Raw genomic sequence first — 21,709 nt, 5'->3', positions numbered from 1 at the left:
TCAGTCTGCGGCCTGTCGCGCAGCCAGAGCAACAACGCTGACCTTGCTACCGGCGCTGAGCTTGTCGACCCGCTCCACCACCACCCGCTCACCTGCCTTCAGGCCTTGAGTGATCTGCCAGTCGGGACCGAGCATCGCGCCGGTGCTGACGATGCGCTCCTGCACCACGCCTTGGGCGTCGACCAGCATCAGCCGGGCCTGCCCGTCAGTGCCGCGCTGCACCGCCTGCTGCGGCACGAACATCGCCTGTGGGTCCACCCCGGCCGGTGCCACTACCCTGACGTACATGCCAGGCAGCAGCACGTTATCGGGGTTGGGAAACTCACCGCGCAAAGTGACTTGGCCGGTACTGCGGTCTACGGAGATATCTGAGAACAACAGCTTGCCCGCGCGGGTCTGCATCGGGTTGCCGACCTGCAACGAGACCTGGGCCGCGCCCTCCCCGGTCAACACCAGGCGGCCGTTGGCGACGGCTTGGCGCAGCGCCACGACCTGTTCGGCGGGCTGGGTGAAGTCGGCGTAGATCGGGTCCAGTTGTTGAATCCGTGCCATCTGTGTGGCCTCGTCCTGGCCGACCAGTGCGCCTTCGCTGACCAGCGCACGGCCTATGCGGCCACTGATCGACGCACGCACCTGGCAGTAGTCCAAATTGAGTTGCGCGGTGGCCCGGTCGGCCTCTGCGGCCAGGCGGTCGGCCTTGGCGCGTTTGAGATCGGCCATCGCGTCATCAAATAATTGCGGGCTGACCGCATTGATCTCGACCAGTTGCGTATAGCGCTGCACATGGGCGTTGGCGCGATAGACATCCGCCTCGGCCCTGGCCAGGTCACCTTCAACTCGCATTAACTTGGCCTTGAGCGGCGCCGGGTCGATGCTGAACAGCAACTGGCCCGCCTTGACGTCACTGCCTTCGACAAAATGCCGCGCCAGCACCACCCCGGCGACCCGTGCGCGCACTTCTGCGACGCGCACCGGCTCAATGCGGCCCGGTAATTCGGCAGTCATGGCGAAGGCGCGGGGTTGTACGGTCAGGGTCTTGACCTGCGGCGGCAGCGTCTTGGAAGCAACGGGCAGCGGCCTAACATCGCAGCCGCCCAGGGTCAGCGCAGCAAACAGCAGTGTCGATACAGCCTTGTGCATGTGTCGTCCTTTCGCTGAAAAATGCGCCCTTCCATTCCCTTGGCAGGCACCGGGCATGGCTCGATCAGGGCCGCGTGGTGATCGCGTGGGCAGCCTGGAACAGGATTTGCGCAACAAAATCGATTTCTTGCTCGGTGATGATCAACGGCGGCAGGAAGCGCACCGTTGCTCCATGACGCCCACCCAGCTCGACGATCAACCCATGCTTGAGGCACGCTTGCTGGAAAGCCTTGGCCCGCGCAGTGTCCACCGGTGGGTGCCCTTGTACATCAGATACCCCGTGCGGGTCGACGATTTCCATGCCGAGCATCAGGCCGCGACCGCGAACGTCACCGACCCAGGCGAATTCACTCTGCAGCGCCTGCAAGTGTTTGCGCAAGTGCGCGCCGACGGTCTCGGCGTGCGCCACCAGGTCATTGTCGCGAATGAAGCGCAAGGTCGCCGTACCGGCCGCCATCGCCAACTGATTGCCACGGAAGGTGCCGGCGTGCGCGCCGGGCTGCCAGACATCCAGCGAATCGTTATAGACCATGACCGATAACGGCAAGCCACCACCGATGGCCTTGGACAGGGTGATCACATCCGGGGTAATGCCCGATTGCTCGAAGCCGAACATACGGCCACTGCGAGCAATGCCGCATTGGATTTCGTCGACAATCAGCGGGATACCGTGGGCGCGGGTCAAGCGTCGCAGTTCCTGCAACCAGCGATCCGGCGCGGCAATCACCCCACCTTCGCCCTGGATCGGCTCAAGAATCATCGCGGCCGGTAAGGTGACGCCGCTTTCCGGGTCGTTGAGCAGGTGTTCCAGGTAGCGCACATTCAGGGTCACGCCTTGATCGCCGGCGACACCAAACGGACAGCGGTAATCATGCGGGTACGGTAGGCGTTGCACGCCCGGCATCAACGCGCCGAGGGCATTTTTTGGGGACAGGTTGCCGCTGATGGCCAAGGTGCCGAGGGTCATGCCGTGATAGGCGCCTTCGAAGGCCAGCACCGAATGGCGCCCGGTCGCGGTGCGCGTCAATTTGAGTGCAGCTTCCACCGCATCGGCCCCACTGGGGCCGCAAAACTGGATGCGGGCATTGCGTGCAAAGTCGGGCGGCAGGCAGCCGAAGACTTCCTGAACGAAAGCGTCCTTGACCGGCGTCATCAGGTCCAGCGTGTGCATCGGCACACCGGCGGCCATCAGTTGTGTGATTGCTTCGATAATCACCGGGTGATTGTGGCCCAGCGCCAGGGTTCCGGCACCCGCCAGGCAATCGACAAACACTTGCCCGCGACTGTCCTGTACGTAAATCCCATGGGCGCGTTCAAGCACCAGCGGGATGCGTCGTGGGTAGCTGCGGGCGTTGGATTCTTGCTGTTGCTGGCGCTCGAGTATCGGCGTCAGGTCCAGGCAGTAAGGTTGGGACAGCCCAGTGTGCAACAGGCGTAGCTGTTGCGCACCACCGGTTGTGGCATTCGAAAAAGCGTTCATGAGGTCCTCCATGGAGGCTGGGTTTGGAAGCAAGCAGCGCTGCCTGGACACGAACGCGCCAGGCAGCAAAAGTCTTGAAACCAGACGCAGGGAATGCGCACCCCTGCGCCCATCGACTTACATGTCGTAACGCAGTACCAGGCCGAATGTGCGCGGGGCGCCCACATCGATGATGTCGCCGATGCGGTTGCTGGTGACGTATTCCTTGCCGAAGGCGTTTTTCAGGTAGCCGGACACGGCGACGTTCTTGGTCACCTTGTACTCGGTGCTGAAGTTGGTCAGGACGTAGTTGTCACTGCGGCGCACTTTGCTCACGTTGCCGTTGGCGTCAAATTCGAAGTCAGACGGCGCGGTGCTCTGGTAAGTGAGGTCGGTGTTGAGGGTCAAGCGATCGTTCCAACGGTAGGTACCGCCCACAGACATCTTGTATTTCGGCGAGTACAGGAACGGCTGGCCGCTGCGGTCAAGGCCGTCACCGGTATTGAAGTCCTTGTACTTGGCGTCGGTGATGGCACCGCCGATGTTCAAGGTCAACTGCTCACCGAAGTCTTTCTCGACGCTGACTTCCAGGCCCTTGATGTCACTGCGACCGGCGTTGTAGACGAGGAAGAAATCACCCGACGGGTCAAGCACGCTGACCTGCTGGTCTTTCCAGTCGGTGTAGTACAGGTTGGCACGTGCGCGCAGGCTCTTCTCGAGGAACGAACCCCGGTACGACAGCTCGTAGTTGGTGGTGTATTCCGGATCGTAAGCCTGGTGACCGCCACCGGCTCGCACGTTGACGCCACCCCCACGGTAGCCTTTCTGCACCATGAAACCGACGTACTGGTCGGGGATGAATTGATAGTCGACGCCCAGTTTCGGCAACAGCGCGTGGAAGGTCTTCTTGACCTTGCCAGGGCTGGAGAAGTCATCCTGCTCGATGTCGGTATCGTTGGTTTCGTAGTCGTAGCGCAGGCCGGTGATCAGGGTCCAGTTCGGCGCGAAATCCCAGTCCACTTCACCGAACAACGCGGCGTTGTTGATATCGACATCGCCCTTGGCGGCGCCGCGCTGAACGTTATTGAACAGCAGGCGGTCGTGGAAGCTGTTGGTGGTACGGCCGTAGTACACACCGCCGAAACTGCGGATGGTGTCGGACGTATAGCCCAAACGCAGTTCCTGGCTGAACATGTCGCCGGCCTGGTTACGCAGGATTTCGTTATTCACCGTGGCGGTCTGGTCGAAGTCCTTGCGCGCCGTATAGGACGAATGGGTGTAAGTGGTCAGGTTGGTCAGCGTCCAGGCCTCGTTGAGGCGCCAGTCGATCTTCGCGCTCACCGTATCCTGGTTAAGGTTGTCGTAGGCCTTGGTGTTCGAGGCAATCTTGTAATACTGGACCTTGTCGCCGATGCGGGTGATCGAGTTGTCGCCCTGGCGGTGTTCGTTGTGCGCGTAGGTCAGCAGCACGTCAGTGTCATCGTTCGGCGTGATCAACAACTTGCCGCGGTAGTTGCTGGTGCGGTGCGGGTTGGCATCGTCGTGGTTAGTGGTGTTGCGGATATAACCGTCGCCGTCCTGAGTGTCGATGGCGATACGGCCGGCGATCTTGTCGTCGACGATCGAGCCACCGCCAGCCACGGCCACGCCGCGTTCACCGTAGTTGCCGATGTTGGTTTGGGCGGAGAAGGACGGTTCAAAGGTCGGGTTCTTGGTCTGAATTACTACCGCACCAGCCAGGGAGTTGCGACCTTGGGTGGTGGACTGCGGGCCAAGGAAAACCTCGACCTGCTCCGTGTCCCACAGGCCGATCGGGCTTAGCGTCAACGCACGGTTGGGTTGTTGCGCGCCATCGACATACACCGACACTGCGCCGTTCAGCGTCGCCGGGCCCTGGTCATCGAAACCGGACACCGGCACACCACGGATACCCCAGTTTTCGTTGCCCGCCTGGTTGTACACACCCGGTGTACGGGCAAACACGTCGATCAGGTTGTGATCGGCTTTGTCGCGCAGTTGCTGTTCCGTCACAACGGCGACGCTCGACTGGGTCTGCTCAAGTGTGCGGTTGATTTTTTCACCAGTGACGGTGATCGGCGCAATCTCCACCGCCGAGGTTTGATCCTCCGCCCATGCACTGTTCAACAGGCACATAGCAGACCCTACCGCCAACGCAAGTGTATTAATTTTGTAATTCACGCCCCGCTCCCCTACCGCAGTTATTTGTATTTTTATCCGTTGGCAAATCGCTGTTTTTCCCCAGCGGGGCCGGAGTCTAGACGAAAAAAAATATTAAAGGAATAGTATTGATAATCCATCTCATTAACACCTAGTATGACCACATGTAACGAGATATAAGCATTTCGTTGCAAAGCTTCATCGAGGCCACTGCCCAGTTTTCACGGCCTGCTGTCACGTCGCTACAGAGCCAAAAAAAACAAACAGGATGTGCAAAGGATGACTTCAATCGAACACCCGAACGGACGTTCGGAGCCTGTTTCAATCATGGATCAAGCCCCTGGCGCAGCCGTTCTGCCAAGGCGCGTGCAAGCCAGCCCGGGCCAGTCGATCCATGCGCTCGAACAGTCGATCCGCGACAGCCTCGACGACAGCTTGCGTACGGCGGGCGGTGTGCTGTTTCGCGGCTTCAATGTCGCCACGCCCATCGACTTCAAGCGTTTCGCCGCCAGCTTCGGCGCGCCATTGGCCAGCTACGAATTCGGCTCCACCCCGCGCAGCAAAGTGTTCGCCGGGGTCTACAGTTCGACGGAATACCCGGCTCACCAATTCATCCCCCTGCACAACGAACAGGCCTATACCCGGCCCTGGCCTGCGCGCATCTGGTTCCACTGCATCAAGGCCAGTGAAACCGGCGGCGAAACGCCGATTTGCGATAGCCGCCTGATCTACCAGCGCATGCCGGCCGAGATTCGCGAAGCGTTCGCCAGCCGTGAGCTGCTCTATGTGCGCAATTACAGCGGCGCCCTCGATCTGCCCTGGCAAAAGGTGTTCAACACCGAAGACCGCGCCCAGGTCGAGCGCTACTGCCAGGACAACAACATCGAGTGGGAATGGAAAGCTGACGGCGACCTGCGCACCCGCCAGCGCTGCGCCGCCGTGCTGCAGCACCCCGAGACCGGTGAGTGGGTCTGGTTCAATCAGGCGCACCTGTTCCACGTCTCGGCCATTGAACCCGGTGTGCGTGCCAGCCTGCTGGCGGCCGTCGGTGAAGAGAACCTGCCGCGCCATGTGTATTTCGGTGACGGCTCGGCGATCCCCGATGCGATGCTCGATACGGTGCGTGCGGTCTATGACCAGACCGCCGTCAGCTTCCCCTGGGAGCCCGGCGACATCCTGATGCTCGACAACCGACTGGTCGCCCACGGGCGCAATCCTTATACCGGTGACCGTAAAGTCATCGTGGCCATGGCGTAAATCCCACCATGTTTGCATTCAATCACTGGATCGAAGTGCTGGAGGCTAACGCCCTGCACTTCCCACAGCGTGCTGCCTTGCACTTCCTGCCCGACGGCGTCGAGATCGGCGAAACCCTGACGTTTGCCCAATTGCACGAGCAGTCGCAATCCCTGGCCGCCGCCTTGCAGGCGCGTTGCAGCCCAGGCGACCGCGTGCTGTTGATGCTGCCCAGCAGCCTCGACTACGCCCGAGCGTTCTGCGCTTGCTTATATGCCGGGCTGATCGCCGTGCCGTTGTTCCCGCCGCCGTCGCGTAAACCGCGGCATCTGGACCGTGTGCGCAATGTGGTGATCGACGCGCAGCCAGCGCTGATCCTCACGCCGCTGGAACATTGCGACAGTCTGCGCGAACTGGTGGAAAACCGCGTCGAGGTGTTGACCGTCAAAGACCTCGGCACACCGGCGCCCAGCCAGTGGCAACGGCCGTCGGTCAATGGCGCTACCGTCGCGTTCCTGCAATACACCTCGGGCTCGACCGGCACGCCCAAAGGCGTCGAAGTGCGCCAGCGCAACCTGATCGCCAACGTCGAATTGATGCGCCAGGCCTACGGTTTCGATGAGCACGGCGCCATGGTCAACTGGCTGCCGCTGTACCACGACATGGGCCTGATCGGCGGCGTACTCGCCCCGCTCTACAGCGGCATGCCGTGCTACCTGATGGCCTCGCAAACCTTCGTGAATGCACCGTCCACCTGGCTGCAGGCCTTGAGCCGCTACCGCGCGACCGCGAGTTTCGCGCCGAACTTTGCCTATGCCCTGTGTCACCGCGTCGTCAGCGACAACCTTATCGCCCAGCTCGATTTGAGCGCCTGGCAGCATGCAATCAACGGCGCCGAACCGATCCACCCCGGCACGCTCGACGCCTTCACCCAACGCTTTGCCGCGTGCGGTCTCAACCCCTTGGCCATCAGCCCCGGTTACGGCCAGGCCGAAGCCACGTTGTGCGTCAGCGCAACACCTGCGAACAAGCTGCCGGTGGTGTTGCGCCTGGACAAAAGCGTACTGGAAACCGGCCAGGTCACCCTGGCGTCCGGCGACGCTGCTGCGGTTGAATTTGTCGCCTGTGGCTACCCGCAAGCGCTTCACGCTGTCGCCATCGCGGACCCGAACACCCACGAACGCTGCGCCGCGGACCGCATCGGTGAAGTCTGGCTGCAAGGCCCGAGCAACGCCGAGGCCTACTGGAAAAACCCCGAAGCCAGCCGCTACGCGTTTGAGGCGCAAATAGTCGGTGAACCCGGCCATTACCTGCGCTCCGGTGACCTGGGTTTCATGCATGAAGGTCAGATCGTCATCTGCGGGCGCCTCAAAGACCTGCTGATACTCAACGGTCGCAACCTTTACCCCCACGATATCGAGTTTGCGATCACTGACAGCGAGCCGGGCATCCGCACCGGGCGCATCGCCGCCTTCTCGCAGATGGACCCGCTGCTGGGCCGCGAGAAACTAGTGATCGTTGCCGAACCGCAGCGCAAGTTCGTTGACCCGGCGCATCACCCGGCGCTGTTCGCGTCGATGCAAACCGCCGTGCGTGAAGCGGCCGACTGCGGTATCGACCAGATTGTGCTGGTGCAAGCCGGCACCATTCCGATGACCACCAGCGGCAAGATCGCCCGTCAAGGCGCACGTAGCCAACTGGCGGCCGGCACCTTGAGCATCATCGCCCAGAGCGGCGGGCAAGCAAGCGCGCCGGTGGAACGGATCGAGGCCGAGCAATTGCGTGAGCAACCGAGCCTGTCTGCCTGCCGTCAGTGGTTGGAGCAGGTCTTGCACGAGGTCAATCCGTACCTCACGGTCGACGTTGAACTCAGCCTGATCGGATTGGGGCTGGACTCCATCGGCATCGCCGATTTTGCCGCCCGCCTTTACCGCGACCTGGGTTGGAACCTCGACACCCAGAGCCTGTTCGGCGAACAAAGCCTGGCCGAATGGGCGCAGGCGCTGCGGGTGTACCTCGGCACGCCAATGCCCATTGCCAGCCCCGAATCAGACGCGACTACTCACCATAGCCGCCAATCCTTCGCCCAGCGCCGCCTGTGGTTCCTGCATCAATTGAACCCGCAGGACACCCACCACAACCTGGTATTGCAACTGAAGCTGCACGGCCCATTGGATAAGGCGCTGTTGTCGCAACGGCTCAGTGCCCTGGTCGAGCGCCACAGCGTGCTGCGCACGATCTACCACGATAGCGTTGATGGCCCGCAGCAACAGGTGCTGGCGGCCAGCAACGTGCCGTTGATCCTCCACGATCATCTAGCGGACTGCCTGGCCCAGGAGCACGCGACCCCGATCGACCTCAAGCAAGGCCCACTGCTGCGCGCCCACCTGATCAGCCACGATCACCAGCACGATCTGCTGCTGACCCTGCACCACATCGCCTTCGATGGCCGTTCCGCGCAACTGCTACTGGCTGAATTGTCGACTCAGGCCACCGATGACGCACCGCAGCAGTACCTCGAATTCGCCCGCTGGGAAGCCGCGCACTGGACAGCTCAACGCATCGCTACCCACCAGGACTTCTGGCGCGAACACCTGGCCGATATGCCGCAAACCCTGGAGCTGGGCGGCAGCGGCACCACACACACCGAACACAGCGTGAATTTCAGCCTGCCCCAAGCCACATGCGACACCCTGGCCGGTGTCGCCCGTGAACAGGGCATGACGCTGTTCATGCTGCTATTGGCGAGCTATCAACTGGTGCTCAAGCAATTGAGCGGCCAGCAACGTTTCCTGCTGGGTACGGATGTGAGCGGCCGCCCGCTGGCCGCGCACAACGAGATGATCGGTTTCTTCGTCAACCAGTTGACCCTGCGCTGCGAGGTCGGCGAGGACGGCACGCTGGCCGATTTTTTCGCGCACGTGCGTGATCAGACCCGCCTGGCGTATGCCCACCAAGACCTGCCGTTCGATCTGGTCGTCGCGGCGCTGGCGCCAACACGCCGCCCCGGCCATTCACCGCTGTTCCAGGTCAAGCTCAACTATCAACCTTCGCGAGTCGAGCCAACCACTCTTGCCGGGGCGCAGCTGACGGCTGTGGACGTCGCGCAGGCGCCGGGAGACTTCCATTTGGTGCTCGACTTGGTGCATGCCAGCCACGGCATCGACGCCACGCTCAAATACCGCGGGGAATACTTCGATCAGGCACGCGCCGAACGCCTGCAACACTTGTGGACGCGCCTGCTCGACGAAGCTCGCGACCTGCTGGATGAGCCGCTGACTGCATTGGCCCAACGCATCGACACCTGGGATCAGGCTTTGCGCAATGAACGCCAGCAATCCCAAGCCCTCGCCGGTCGCAGCCAGTTGCTGCAAACCAAACGTCGCTCACTGACCCTTTGATCAAGGTGGATGCTTGTATGCCTATCGTGCCCCCAGCCGCACGCACACTGGGGGGTGTGCGCCGCAAAGCCATGAACGTCGCTCCCCAGCAACTGGTCAGCGAGCGCCTGCTCAGCCCCGATCACGCCTTGCCGCTGGTCATCGAGCCGGCAGTCAACGGTGTCGACCTGGTGGCCTGGGCCACCGGCGAACGCGAAGCCCTGGAACAGAAACTGCTGCAATACGGCGCCCTGCTGTTCCGCGGTTTCGACGTCGCATCGGTGGAACACTTCGATCAGGTCATCGCTGCGCTGTCGCCCGGCGCGCTGGAATACATGTTCCGCGCCTCACCGCGTACGCGGGTCGGCGGCAATATCTATACCTCGACCGACTACCCGGCCGACCAGATGATTTTCCCGCATAACGAACATTCCTATTCGCCGCGTTTCCCGCTGCGGCTGTTCTTTTATTGCCAACTGCCGTCCGAGACCGGTGGTGAAACGCCGATCGGCTCAACCCGCGCGGTCAAGGCCAGGATCAGCGCCGACATCGAAGCGCGCTTTCGTGAAAAAGGCGTGCTCTACGTGCGCAATTACGGCGACGGTTTCGGCCTGCCGTGGCAAAGCGTGTTCCAGTCCGCCGACCGCAGCGAAGTCGAAGCCTACTGCGCCAGCGTCGGCATCGAAGTGGAATGGAAAGAAAACAACCGCCTGCGCACCCGCCAACGCGGCCCGGCGGTGGTGCGTCACCCGCGTACCGGCGAAGAGGTCTGGTTCAACCACGCGACCTTTTTTCACATCAGCACCCTGCCGCCGGCCCTGCGCGATTCGCTGCAAAGCAACTTCAACGACCTCGACCTGCCGACCAACACCTTCTATGGCGACGGCGCACCGATCGAGCCAGAGGTGCTGGAGTCGCTGCGCGCCGCCTACCTGGATTCACTGGTGCGTTTCTCCTGGCAACAAGGCGACGTGCTGTTTATCGACAACATGCTCGCGGTGCACGGTCGTGAACCCTTTACCGGCAACCGCGCAATCATGACCGGCATGGCCGAGGCCTTGCTGTCCAGCGACGTGGCTGTCTGACCGCTATCCACCCCTTTTTTGCAGTTGAGTTGAACATGAACGGACTTCAAGGCTTTCGAATCTCACCGCAACAGGCGTCGCTCTACCCGCACCTCAACGACGCACCCGAACACACGTTCAGTTGCCAACTGCAATGGACGATCGACCAGGCGGTAGACGCCGACACCCTCACCCAGCGCCTGCAAGCAATGGCCAGCGGCAGCGAGATCCTGCGTACACAACTGACACCGGTGCCCGGCCTGCGCCACCCGGTGCAAGTGATTCATGACGAGGCCGCGCTGACCGTCGCGACCAAGGACCTGCGCCACCTCAGCCCGGCAGACCAGCGCGTTGCCCTGACCACCCTTGACTGGGTTGCGCCACTGACCGTAACGCTGGTGCAGTTGACCGAGGGGCACGTACTGCACCTGGCCGCAGCGAGCAGTCATCTTGACCTCACCAGCCTGAAACTGCTGGCAATTGCCCTGCTGCAAGACACCCCGCCGGACCTGTCCGAAACCCTGCAATACGCCGATTACGCCGAGTGGCGCTGGAGCCTTGCCGAAGACGAGCCCGAGCACCCCGGCGCGCTGTTCTGGAAGCCTTCGGCTGACAGCGAACAGCCCAGCTTGCAGCTGTCGCTGGAAACACCCCGTTCCGGTGGCTTCAGCCCGGAACGTATCGACATCAACCTGCCCGTCCACCCGGCATTGACTTGCGAGCTGATGCTGGCGGCCTGGGCCGTGCTGCTCGGTCGTCTGTCTGGCCAACAGCAGGTGCCGATCACCCTGATCCATGCCAGTCGCGGCCCGGAACTCGACAGCGCCTTGGGCCTGTTCGAGCAAACCCTGCCCGTGCGCATCGATCTGCAAGCCCAGGCGACCTTGCTGGAACAAAGCCGCCAGATCAACGCCGTGATCGAGCATGCCGCAGGCTGGCAGGACTATTACACCCACGAGTTGAAGGGCGGTTATGCCTACGCCTGGCGAGCCAGTGATGCGCGCCAACGCGACGCCAGCGCGGTGATGAACCCGGCCAAGGCGTGCCTGCAAGTCCACCAAGGCGCCGACCAGCTCGACGCACAGCTCATCTACGATCGCAACCTGCTAAGCCACGAGGTTGCCGCTTGTATGGCCGAGCAATGGGCGCAGTTACTGCAATCGGCTCTGGCCGCACCGCAACAACCCTGGGCGCACCTGTCCATGAGCGGGCCGCAGCAAGCGCACATCATCGCCAGCCAGGCGCAATCGCCGGTGATTGAAGCGGTGACCCTGGTAGAACTGATTGCTCGCCAAGTGCAGCAACAGCCAACAGCCATCGCCCTCAGCGACCAGCACGGCGAGTTGAGCTACGCGCAACTGGAAGCAAGCTCTGCACACTTGGCACACCAACTGTTCGCTGCCGGCATCGGTGCCGGTGTGCCGGTCGGTATTCTGTTCCCACGCAGCAACGCCGCGATTGTCGCCATGCTTGCCGTGTTGAAGGCCGGTGGCGCTTATGTGCCGATCGATCCGAGCTACCCGCTGGACCGCCGCGCCTACATGCTCGCCGACAGTGCCATCGCGCACATCGTCGTCAGCCCGGAGTTGGCCGACAGCGTCCCATTCGGCCTGCAAAGCTTTGTGCTGGACGACCTGCACGCCTCCAACACCCTGCCGCCATTGCCGCTACCCCGCGCCGACAGCCTCGCGTACCTGATCTACACCTCCGGCTCCACCGGCGCACCGAAAGCCGTCGAAATCACTCACGCGGCCTTGAGCTATTCCACCCAGGTACGCATGGCGGCGTATGAGGCGCCCATGAGCGCATACCTGTTGCTGTCCTCGTTTGCCTTCGACAGCTCCGTGGCCGGTATCTTCTGGACCCTCGCCCAAGGTGGCCGCCTGGTATTGCCGGCACCCGGCGAAGAACTGGACATGCCTCGCCTGGCGCACTTGATCGCCCAGCACCGCGTCAGCCACGGCCTGTCGTTGCCCTCGTTGTATCAAGCGCTGCTGGATCAACTTAGCAGCGTTGCCAGCCTGCAATGCTGGATCGTCGCCGGTGAAGCCTGCCCGCCACACCTGATCGCCCAGCACAGCAACACCCTGCCCCACGCGCTGTTGGTCAACGAATACGGTCCCACTGAGGCGACCGTGTGGGCGACTTACGATGTGCTCAGCCCCGACCGCGCATTAACCATCGGCCGCCCGATTGCCGGCATGGACCTGCGCGTCTTGAATGAACACGACATCGTCAGCGCCATCGGTGAACCGGGTGAAATCGTGCTCGCTGGCCCGACCCTGGCCCGCGGTTATCGCAATAAGCCTGAGGAAACCGCCAAGGCTTTTGTCACCCTGGCCGACGGTACCCGCGCCTACCGCACAGGTGACCTGGCGTGCTGGCTCGCCGACGGGCGCCTGGCGTTCCTGGGGCGCAAGGACCACCAGGTCAAGTTGCGCGGCTATCGCATTGAACTCGGCGAGATCGAGCGTCAATTGTGCAGCCATAGTGACGTGCGCGAAGCCGCTGTGATCGTGCAGGACCAGCCCGCGGGCAAGCGCCTGGTCGCCTACGTCCTCGCCGCCCATGGCTACGCGCCGGATTCGGAAGCACTCAAGCGCTACCTCGGCGAGCGACTGCCGGCGTACATGGTGCCAACGCGGGTGCTGACATTATCAGCCTTCCCCCGTACCCCCAACGGCAAACTCGATGCCCGCCAGCTGCCCGACCCGGACCAGTTCGACCACAGCGCCTATGTCGCCCCGCGTACGCCAATGGAAACCACGCTACACGCCATCGTCGCCAAGGTCTTGAAGCTCGACAACGTCAGTGTCACCGAGAGTTTCTTTGCCATGGGCGGCGACTCAATCCTTAGCCTGCAAGTGGTGGCCCAGGCCCACGAACAAGGTGTTGCCCTGTCGGCCAAGCATGTATTCGAACATCAGACCATCGCGGCCATGGCCGACGTCGCGCAGCCGCTGGAGGCCCGTCACGTCGAACCCGAAAGTGCCGAGTTCAGTGCCTCCGGCATGTCGCAAGACGAGCTTAACGCGTTGATGGCCGAGCTCAACGACGCCGACCTGTAACCGCCGCGCGTATCGCCGTTGCCCCTTTTTCTGCAGGACGTTTTGAATGACCACCGACAAGACCACCAGCAATCCGATCGAAGATGTCTACCCGCTGTCACCGCTGCAACAGGGGATGTTGTTCCACTCCCTGCTGCATGAAGACTCCGGCGTTTATTTGATGCAGGATCGCTACCGCATCGGTGGGGCCATTGATGAAGGCGCATTCCTTGAGTCCTGGCGTCAAGTCGTGGCATTGCACCCCTCGCTACGTGCCAGCTTCCAGTGGAAAACCCAGAAGCAACCGGTGCAGGTGATTCACCGCGAGGTCAAGGTGCCGCTGGACACCCTCGATTTGCGCGGCCTGGCGCCCCATGAGCAGGAAGCGCGGATTCGCGGTGTGCTCGAAGATGAGCAGAAAATCGGCTTCAACCTGTCCAAGCCACCGCTGATTCGCTTCCGCCTGGTGCGCCTGGCGGATGAGTCCTATGAGTTCATTCGCAGCTTTCACCATATCTTGATGGATGCCTGGTGCATTTCCCTGGTGACCGTGGACTTTCTCAAGGTCTACGAGGCGCTGTGCAACGACCGTACGCCACAGATCAAAAGCCCACGCCCGTTTCGTGACTACATTCAATGGCTGCAACGCCAGGACGCAGGCAAAGCCGAGCAGTTCTGGCGCGGTCAGTTGCGCGGGCTCAACGCACCAACGCCGCTGACCGTTGACAACGGCGTGAGCCGCGACCGCTACACCGACGCGGTGCTGGTGGCCGACCAGTTGATCCATCTGAGCGAGGACGAAACCCAGGCCCTGGCGACCTTCTGCCGTCACCGCCGGATCACCCCCAATACGTTTTTCCAGGGTGTCTGGTCATTGCTGTTGTCACGCTACAGCGGTCAGCGTGACGTGGTCTTCGGCGTTACCGTGGCGGGGCGTCCCGCTGAGTTGACCGGCGTCGCCGAGATGATTGGCCTGTTCATCAACACCCTGCCACTGCGGGTCAGCGTCGATCCGCAGGCGACGCTGGGCGACTGGCTCAGCGCGTTGCAGGGACTGAACGTCGAGATGCGCGACTACGAGCACACGCCGCTGACCGACATTCAGGGTTGGAGCGACTTCCCCCGTGGCGAAACCTTGTTTGACAGCATCCTGGTGTTTGAAAACGCGCCGATCGATGAACAGATTCTGGACGGCGGTTTTGAGTTCAGCCTCGACGGCATGGACCACAGCGTGCACACCCACTACGGCTTGACCGTAGTGATTCTGCCCGGCGAGCAACTGGGCATTCGCGTGTCCTACGACCGCGAACGGTTTGAAGCGGAAACGGTGCAGCGCCTGCTCGGCCACCTGGCCAGCCTGGTGCGCGGCATGCTGGCCGCGCCTGAAGCGCCGTTGGGCAGCTTCGAGCTGCTGGCCGCAGACGAGCGCCAGCAATTGCTCGGCGAGTGGGCACTCAACCCCCACGATTTTCCGTTGGATAAAAGCTACGCCGAACTGTTTGCCGCCCAGGTTGCCAAGCGTGGCGATCAGATCGCCGCGATCTGCGCCGGTGAATCCCTGACCTATGCAGAGCTGGATCAGCGCTCCACGCGCCTGGCCCATGCGCTGATTGCAGCCGGTGCCGCAGAGGATCAGTTGGTCGCGCTGGTCGCCCCCCGAGGCCTGGCGTTGTTGACAAGCATGCTCGCCGTGTTCAAGGCCGGCGCCGCGATGCTGCCGCTGGAGGTCAATCACCCGCCGGAGCGCCTGCGCGAGATCCTCAACCTCTCCCGCGCCCCGCTGCTGGTGGCGAGTGAAGGTTGCAGTGGCCTGCTCGATCAACTGCTCAGCGGCCTCGACCACGCGCCCACGGCACTGTTCGCCGAGGCTGCCTGGAACTCACCCAACGACACACCACTGGCGCTGGCCGGCGGCCCGGCCAGCCTGGCCTACGTGCTGTTTACCTCGGGCTCGACCGGTATGCCCAAGGGCGTGATGATCGAGCAACGCGGCATGCTCAATAACATCTTCGGTAAAGTCCCGGCCCTGGGGCTCAGCGCCAACGACCGCATTCCACAGACGGCTTCGGTGGCCTTCGATATTTCCGTGTGGCAATTCCTCGCCGCACCGGTCCTGGGCGCCACCGTGCATATCTTGCCGGATGAAGTGGCCCACGACCCGCAACGCCTGCTGCAAGTGCTCGCCAGCGAACGGCTCAACGTGCTGGAAATCGTCCCAAGCCTGATGCGCACCCTGCTCGCGCTAAGCCCGTGCGACTTGCAGTTACCCGACCTGCGCTGGGTGCTGCCCACGGGGGAAGCGCTGCCGCCGACCGTGGCGCGCGACTGGTTCGCGCGCTTCCCGGACATCGCGCTGATGAACGCCTACGGCCCGGCCGAGTGCGCCGACGACGTGGCATTCCAGCCGATTACCGAAGCTCCGCACGCCAACGTCAGCCACATGCCCATCGGCCAACCCACGGCCAACAACCGCCTGTACGTGATGGATGAGGCCTTGCGCCCGGTGCCGATTGGCGTGGTCGGGGAGATCTGCGTCGGCGGCGTGGGTGTCGGCCGGGGTTACCTGCATGATCCGCAGCGCACCGCCGAAGCGTTCATCCAACACCCACAAATCGAGGGTCGCCTGTACCGCACCGGCGACCTCGGCCGCTGGCGTGCCGACGGTGTGATCGAGTACCTCGGCCGTCGCGACCAACAAGTGAAACTGCGCGGCCATCGCATCGAACTGACCGAAATTGAACACCGCCTGGCCCAACACCCCAACGTGCGTGAAGCCGCGGTATTGCTGCGCGAGAACAACGTAGGCGAAGCCTGGCTGGTGGCCTACTGGTCGGCCCATGACGACACACTGGGCAGCACCGGCCTGAGCGAACACCTGCGCGCCCAACTGCCGCCGTACATGGTACCGGCAGCGTTCGAATGCATGGAACGCTTGCCGTTGAACAACAACGGCAAGGTCGACCGCAAAGCCTTGGCCGCGCTGCAATTGAACTGGCAGGCTGGCACCCGTGAAAGTCTCGCGCCACGTAACGAGCGCGAAGCCGCCATCGCCCGGACTTGGGCCGAGGTGCTCGGCCGCGACAGCGTCGGCGTGGAAGACAACTTCTTCACCCTTGGTGGCCACTCGTTGCTGGCGACCCAGATCGTCGCGCGCTTGCGCAGCCAGTTCAAACTTGACCTGCCGCTGCGTGTACTGTTCGAACAGCCGACCGTCGCGCTGCTGGCCGTGGCCATCGCTGAGCGTGAGGCAAGAGCCGCTGCACCGCAGACCGCCGTCCTCGACACACCGCATGCCAAGGCACGCCCGGCGTTGTTGCCGCTGTCGTTCTCGCAACAACGCCTGTGGTTTATCGAGCAACTGACGCCCGGCACCACGCTGTTCAATATCCCGTTTGCCCTGCACCTCAAGGGTCAACTCGACGTTGCAGCACTGCACGCCAGCCTGAATGACTTGCTGGTGCGCCATGAAATCCTGCGCACCGGCATCCGCAGCGTGGATGGCGTACCGAGCCAGCACATCAGCGAAGCCCTGGACTTTGCGCTCCCGTTTGAAGACTTTTCCGGCTTAGGCGCAACAGCCCGTGAGGGCGCGCAGTTCAACGCACTGCAAGCTACCTTTGAACAGCCCTTCGACCTGACCGCACCGCCGCTGTTGCGCGCCCGCCTGTTGAAGGTCGCGCCGGACGAACATGTGCTGGGCATCGCGCTGCATCACCTGGTCTCCGACGCTTGGTCGGCCACCATCGCCCTGCGCGAACTGGCCTTGGGGTATCAAGCCCGCTGCAATGGTGCAGCCGCGCAATTGCCGGTCTTGCCGCTGCAATACGCGGATTTTGCCCTGTGGCAACGGGAGCATCTGCAAGGTGCTGAACTCAAGCGCCAACTCGATTACTGGACCCACACTCTTGAGCGTCGCGACAGTGACGCCAGCCCGCTGCTGGCCCTGCCCACCGACCATCCTCGGCCGTCAGTGCAGAGCTATCGCGCCGGCCTGGTGCAACGCGAACTGAGTGCCGACTTGAGTGGCCGCGTGCAAACCCTCGCCAGCCGCTTGGGCACCACGCCGTTCAGCGTGCTGTTCGCAGGTTTTGCGGTGCTGATGCACCGTTTGAGCGGCGACGCCACCGTGTTGATCGGCACACCGGTCACCCACCGCGAACAACCCGGTACCGAAGGTCTGTTGGGAATTTTGCTGAACAACCTGGCGATCCGCGCGGACTTCACCGCACAGGCCGATTTCAGCGCCGTGGTCGCTCAGGTCGCCTCCCGACTGCGCGAAGGCCTGCAACATCAGGACCTGCCGTTCGAACAACTGGTCGACAGCCTGCAACTGCCGCGCAGCCTCAGTCATGCGCCGCTGTATCAAGTGATGGTCGCGCAGCAACTGGCCATGGAGTCGCGCCTGCAGTTCCCGGGGCTGGCCTTCGAAGCCCTGGATACGCCGCTCAAACACTCCGAGTGCGACCTGGACCTGCACGTACTGTGCCCGGCCAACGCACCGATTCAGCTGGAGCTGATGTTTGCCCTGGACCTGTTCACCCAGGACAGCGCGCGCCAGACACTCGCTCGCCTGGAACACCTGCTGGAACAGATGCTCGCCGAACCACAACGCCCGGTGGCGGCCCTGCCGCTGCTGATGCCGGCCGAATGGCAGCGCACCGTGGTCGAGTGGAACCGCACCGAGATGGACGTGCCGCAGCACCTGACGTTCGCCCAGTTGTTTGAGCAACAAGCCGAACGCACGCCGCAGCGCGATGCGTTGTGTTTTGAAGGCCAATGCCTGAGCTACGCCGAGTTGAACCGCCGCGCCAACCGAGTCGCACACTACCTGCGCGGACAAGGAGTGGTCGCCAATCGCCCGGTGGCGTTGTGCGTGGAGCGCTCGCTGGAGTTGTTGGTCGGCCTGCTCGGCATTCTCAAGGCCGGTGGCGCCTATGTGCCGCTGGACCCGAGCTACCCGGTTGATCGCCTGGCCTACATGCTCGACGATGCGCAACCGGCGCTGTTCCTCGGCCAGCAAGGCCTGCTCGAACAGTTGGGCAGCGACTTGCCACGCCTGCGCCTGGACGCCGATGCCGCGCTGTTCGCCTCGCAGCCCGAGAGCAACCCTGCACCGCTGGCAGGCCCGGATGACCTGGCCTACATCATGTACACCTCGGGTTCCACCGGTAAGCCCAAAGGCACCCTGGTCACCCAAAAATCGGTGGTCAACTTGGCCTGGGCGCGGATCCATGGCCTGTATCGCCGCTACACCGACCAGCCGATGCGCACCAGCTTCAACTATTCCTTCGCCTTTGATAGCTCGGTGGCGGAATTGATTCTGCTGCTCGACGGCCACAGCCTGTACCTGACCCCGGAAGACGTGCGCTACGACCCTGCCGCCCTGGCGCAGTTCTTCCAGGAAACTCGCCTGGAAGCATTCGAATGCACCCCGGCGCAACTCAAGAGCCTGCTCGAAACCGACGGCGTGCGCCGCGGTGAAACCTACCTGCCGCGCTTCGTGCTGTTCGGCGGCGACGCGGTAGACGCACAGCTCTGGCAACGCCTGCCGTCGATCAGCGGCAGCCGCTTTTTCAATACCTACGGCCCGACCGAGTGCACCGTGGATGCCACCGGGTGTGCGGTGGACGACTTCCCGCAACGCCCGATCATTGGTCGGCCCATCGCCAACGTACGCACCTATGTGCTGGACGCGTTCTTGAATCCGATGCCTGTCGGTGTGCCCGGCGAGCTGCATATCGGCGGCGCCGGGGTGACCCTGGGTTACCTCAACCGCGCCGAACAAACCGCCAAGGTGTTTATCAACGACCCGTTCTCGCCGCTGCCGCAGGCGCGGATGTACAAGTCCGGAGACTTGGTGCGCTGGCTGCCCGACGGCCAGCTGGAATACCTCGGGCGCATGGATCACCAAGTAAAGATCCGTGGTTTCCGCGTTGAGCTGGGCGAGATCGAAGCCTTGATCGGCGCACAACCTGGCGTGCGCCAGGCCGTGGTACTGGCCCGTGAAGACGTGCCAGGCGACAAGCGCCTGGTGGCGTACGTCACTTGCGATCAACCTTGCGAGGTGAATGCCTGGCGCAACAGCCTGGGCGCTGCGCTGCCCGACTACATGGTGCCGTCGGCCTTTGTGGTGCTGGACGAACTGCCGCTCACCGACAACGGCAAACTCAATCGCAAGGCCCTGCCCGCGCCGGATATCCAGGCCGAACCGGACGCCGAAGATCCGCCGCGCACCGACGCCGAGCGCCAGCTGGCGGCCTTGTGGGCCGAGCTGCTGAACGTACCCTTGGGCGCCATTGGGCGTGACAGCCAGTTCTTTTACCTGGGCGGCCATTCGTTGCTGGCGGCAGTGCTGTTTGCCCGACTGCGTCAGCAATTCGCCACGGTCCCGCCGCTGCGCGCGGTGTTTGAACACCCGACGTTGCAGGCCTTGGCTGCGCTGTTGGGGCAACCGCTGCAAACACCTGCCGCGACCTTTGTACCCGCGGCCCGCCCGGCGCACTTGCCGTTGTCGTTCGAACAGCAGCGCCTGTGGTTCCTCGAACAGCTGAGCGGCGCCAGCGAATACAACGTGGTCAGCGCCGTGCAATTCGACGGCGAGTTGAATGTGCAAGCGCTGCAATCGGCTTTGAACACGGTGATCCAGCGCCATGAAATCCTGCGCAGTCGCATCGTGCGTGAGGATGAAGGTGAGTTGGCGTTGGTGATTGAGCCGCAGGTTGAGCTGACGCTCGGCCTGGCGCGGTGGGATACCGTCAGCGATGAACGCTGGCAACAGCTGACCGACGCGGCGATCCAGGCCGCCACCGCGCAGCGCTTTGACCTGGCCAACGAGGTGCCGATTCGCGCCACCTTGCTTTCGCGCAACCACCAGGCGTTGCTGGTGCTGACGTTGCACCATTGCGCGACGGACGACGCTTCCACCCATAACCTGCTCGACGAACTCGCCCAGTGCTACAGCGCCGAATGCCAGGGCCACGTCGCCAACCTGCCGGGGCTGGCGTTGCAATACCCGGATTACGCGCTCTGGCAGCGCGAGCCGGCCCAGCAGGCGCTGTTCGACAGCCAATTGAACTACTGGCGTACCCAGCTGGAAGACGGCAGTTACCAGTTGGAACTGCCCACCGATCAGCCACGCCCGCCTGTGCTTGACCCGCGTGCCGGCTCCGTCCACTTGCAACTGCCTGCGGAACTGAGCGGCCGTCTGCGCCAGTTCGCACATCAACGCGGGGCCACGCTGTACATGCTGCTGCTCAGCGCCGCGCAACTGCTGCTGGGGCGCTACGCAAACCAGCGCGACGTACGTTTCGGCAGCCCGGTAGCCCAGCGCCCACTGGCCGAGTTGCAACCGCTGATCGGCTGCTTCGTCAACACCCTGGTGATGCGCACCGACCTGGCGCCGGGCCTGGATTTTTCCGGTTTGCTCGAGCAGGTACGAGACACCGTACTGGATGCACAACAGCATCAGGACGTGCCGTTTGATCAAGTGGTCGAACACCTGGCGCCAGAACGCAGTCTCGGCCAGACGCCATTGTTCCAAGTGTTGTTCGTGATGCAGAACGCCAACACCACTGCCAGCCAGTGGCCGCAGCTGCAAGTGAGCGAACGCGCAGTGACGGCCGACGCCACCAAGTTCGACCTGAACTGGGAAGTGCATGACGGCGAGGTCCTGTCGGTACTGCTCGAATACCGTAGCGCATTGTTCACCCAGGCCACCGCCGAGCGCTGGCTGGCGCAATGGCAAGCCCTGCTCGAAAGCATGCTGCAAGCACAACAGACGCGTTTGAGTGACTGGTCGCCGTTGACCGTCGCAGAGCGTCAACAGCAATGGGCGTGGAACGCTACCGAGCGCAAATATTCCGGCCCGACGAACTTGCACACGGCCCTGAGCCAGCAAGCCGCGTTGACGCCCAACGCGCCCGCGCTGGTGTTCGAAGGCCAACGCCTGAGCTACGCCGAACTGGACCAACGCGCACAAACCGTTGCCCGAGCCCTGCGCGCGGCGGGCATCGGTCGCGAGTCGATCGTGCCGGTGTGCATGGAACGCTCCGTCGACATGGTCGTGGCTTTGCTCGGCGTGGTGCACGCCGGGGCCGCATGGTTGCCGCTGGATCCGGAGTTGCCGCTCGCGCGCCTGGCGTTCCTGATTACCGACGCCGATGCCCAGGTGACGCTGACTCAATCACAGTGGCTGCCACATTTACC

The 21,709-nt window shown here is 63.0% G+C and carries 8 protein-coding genes; 5 read left to right on the top strand and 3 right to left on the bottom strand.

Annotated features, from left to right (window positions below; all coding sequences use genetic code 11):
* The 3 genes from ACW9I6_RS05395 to ACW9I6_RS05385 form a co-directional block, all read right to left on the bottom strand.
* The gene (locus ACW9I6_RS05395) at positions 1 to 1,140 is read right to left on the bottom strand and encodes an efflux RND transporter periplasmic adaptor subunit (protein WP_087694509.1); all 1,140 of its coding nucleotides are present in this window, start codon (positions 1,138 to 1,140) and stop codon (positions 1 to 3) included.
* A gap of 64 nt (positions 1,141 to 1,204) precedes the next feature.
* Positions 1,205 to 2,620 carry a diaminobutyrate--2-oxoglutarate transaminase gene (locus ACW9I6_RS05390; protein ID WP_087694510.1) on the bottom strand — a complete coding sequence of 472 codons (1,416 nt, stop codon included), beginning with the start codon at positions 2,618 to 2,620 and terminating at the stop codon, positions 1,205 to 1,207.
* Between the two features lie 117 nt (positions 2,621 to 2,737).
* A complete protein-coding gene (locus ACW9I6_RS05385) occupies positions 2,738 to 4,798 on the bottom strand; it encodes a TonB-dependent receptor (RefSeq protein WP_087694511.1) in 2,061 nt (686 codons plus the stop codon).
* Positions 4,799 to 5,104: 306 nt separating this feature from the next.
* On the opposite strand from ACW9I6_RS05385, the gene ACW9I6_RS05380 reads away from it, so the two are divergent.
* From ACW9I6_RS05380 to ACW9I6_RS05360, 5 genes are all read left to right on the top strand, one after another.
* Positions 5,105 to 6,034 (top strand): TauD/TfdA family dioxygenase, encoded by a 930-nt coding sequence (locus ACW9I6_RS05380; RefSeq protein ID WP_218231846.1) that lies wholly within the window; start codon positions 5,105 to 5,107, stop codon positions 6,032 to 6,034.
* An 8-nt stretch (positions 6,035 to 6,042) separates the two neighbouring features.
* Positions 6,043 to 9,414 (top strand): condensation domain-containing protein, encoded by a 3,372-nt coding sequence (locus ACW9I6_RS05375; protein ID WP_106803963.1) that lies wholly within the window; start codon positions 6,043 to 6,045, stop codon positions 9,412 to 9,414.
* A gap of 17 nt (positions 9,415 to 9,431) precedes the next feature.
* The gene (locus ACW9I6_RS05370; protein ID WP_087694514.1) at positions 9,432 to 10,478 is read left to right on the top strand and encodes a TauD/TfdA family dioxygenase; all 1,047 of its coding nucleotides are present in this window, start codon (positions 9,432 to 9,434) and stop codon (positions 10,476 to 10,478) included.
* A gap of 35 nt (positions 10,479 to 10,513) precedes the next feature.
* Positions 10,514 to 13,525 (top strand): non-ribosomal peptide synthetase, encoded by a 3,012-nt coding sequence (locus ACW9I6_RS05365; protein WP_457339000.1) that lies wholly within the window; start codon positions 10,514 to 10,516, stop codon positions 13,523 to 13,525.
* Between the two features lie 46 nt (positions 13,526 to 13,571).
* A partial coding sequence (locus ACW9I6_RS05360; RefSeq protein ID WP_457338999.1) for an amino acid adenylation domain-containing protein occupies positions 13,572 to 21,709 on the top strand: 8,138 nt, incomplete at its 3' end.

This window comes from Pseudomonas sp. SDO5522_S412 (assembly GCF_054071215.1).
The sequence above is the reverse complement of the archived record's forward strand: the minus strand, read 5'-3'. Positions and strand labels throughout refer to the sequence as shown.

Coding starts and splice junctions, on each gene's coding strand:
- ACW9I6_RS05395 (WP_087694509.1), bottom strand. CDS start 1,140: ATGCACAAGGCTGTATCGACACTGCTGTTTGCTGCGCTGACCCTGGGC.
- ACW9I6_RS05390 (WP_087694510.1), bottom strand. CDS start 2,620: ATGAACGCTTTTTCGAATGCCACAACCGGTGGTGCGCAACAGCTACGC.
- ACW9I6_RS05380 (WP_218231846.1), top strand. CDS start 5,105: ATGGATCAAGCCCCTGGCGCAGCCGTTCTGCCAAGGCGCGTGCAAGCC.
- ACW9I6_RS05375 (WP_106803963.1), top strand. CDS start 6,043: ATGTTTGCATTCAATCACTGGATCGAAGTGCTGGAGGCTAACGCCCTG.
- ACW9I6_RS05370 (WP_087694514.1), top strand. CDS start 9,432: ATGCCTATCGTGCCCCCAGCCGCACGCACACTGGGGGGTGTGCGCCGC.
- ACW9I6_RS05365 (WP_457339000.1), top strand. CDS start 10,514: ATGAACGGACTTCAAGGCTTTCGAATCTCACCGCAACAGGCGTCGCTC.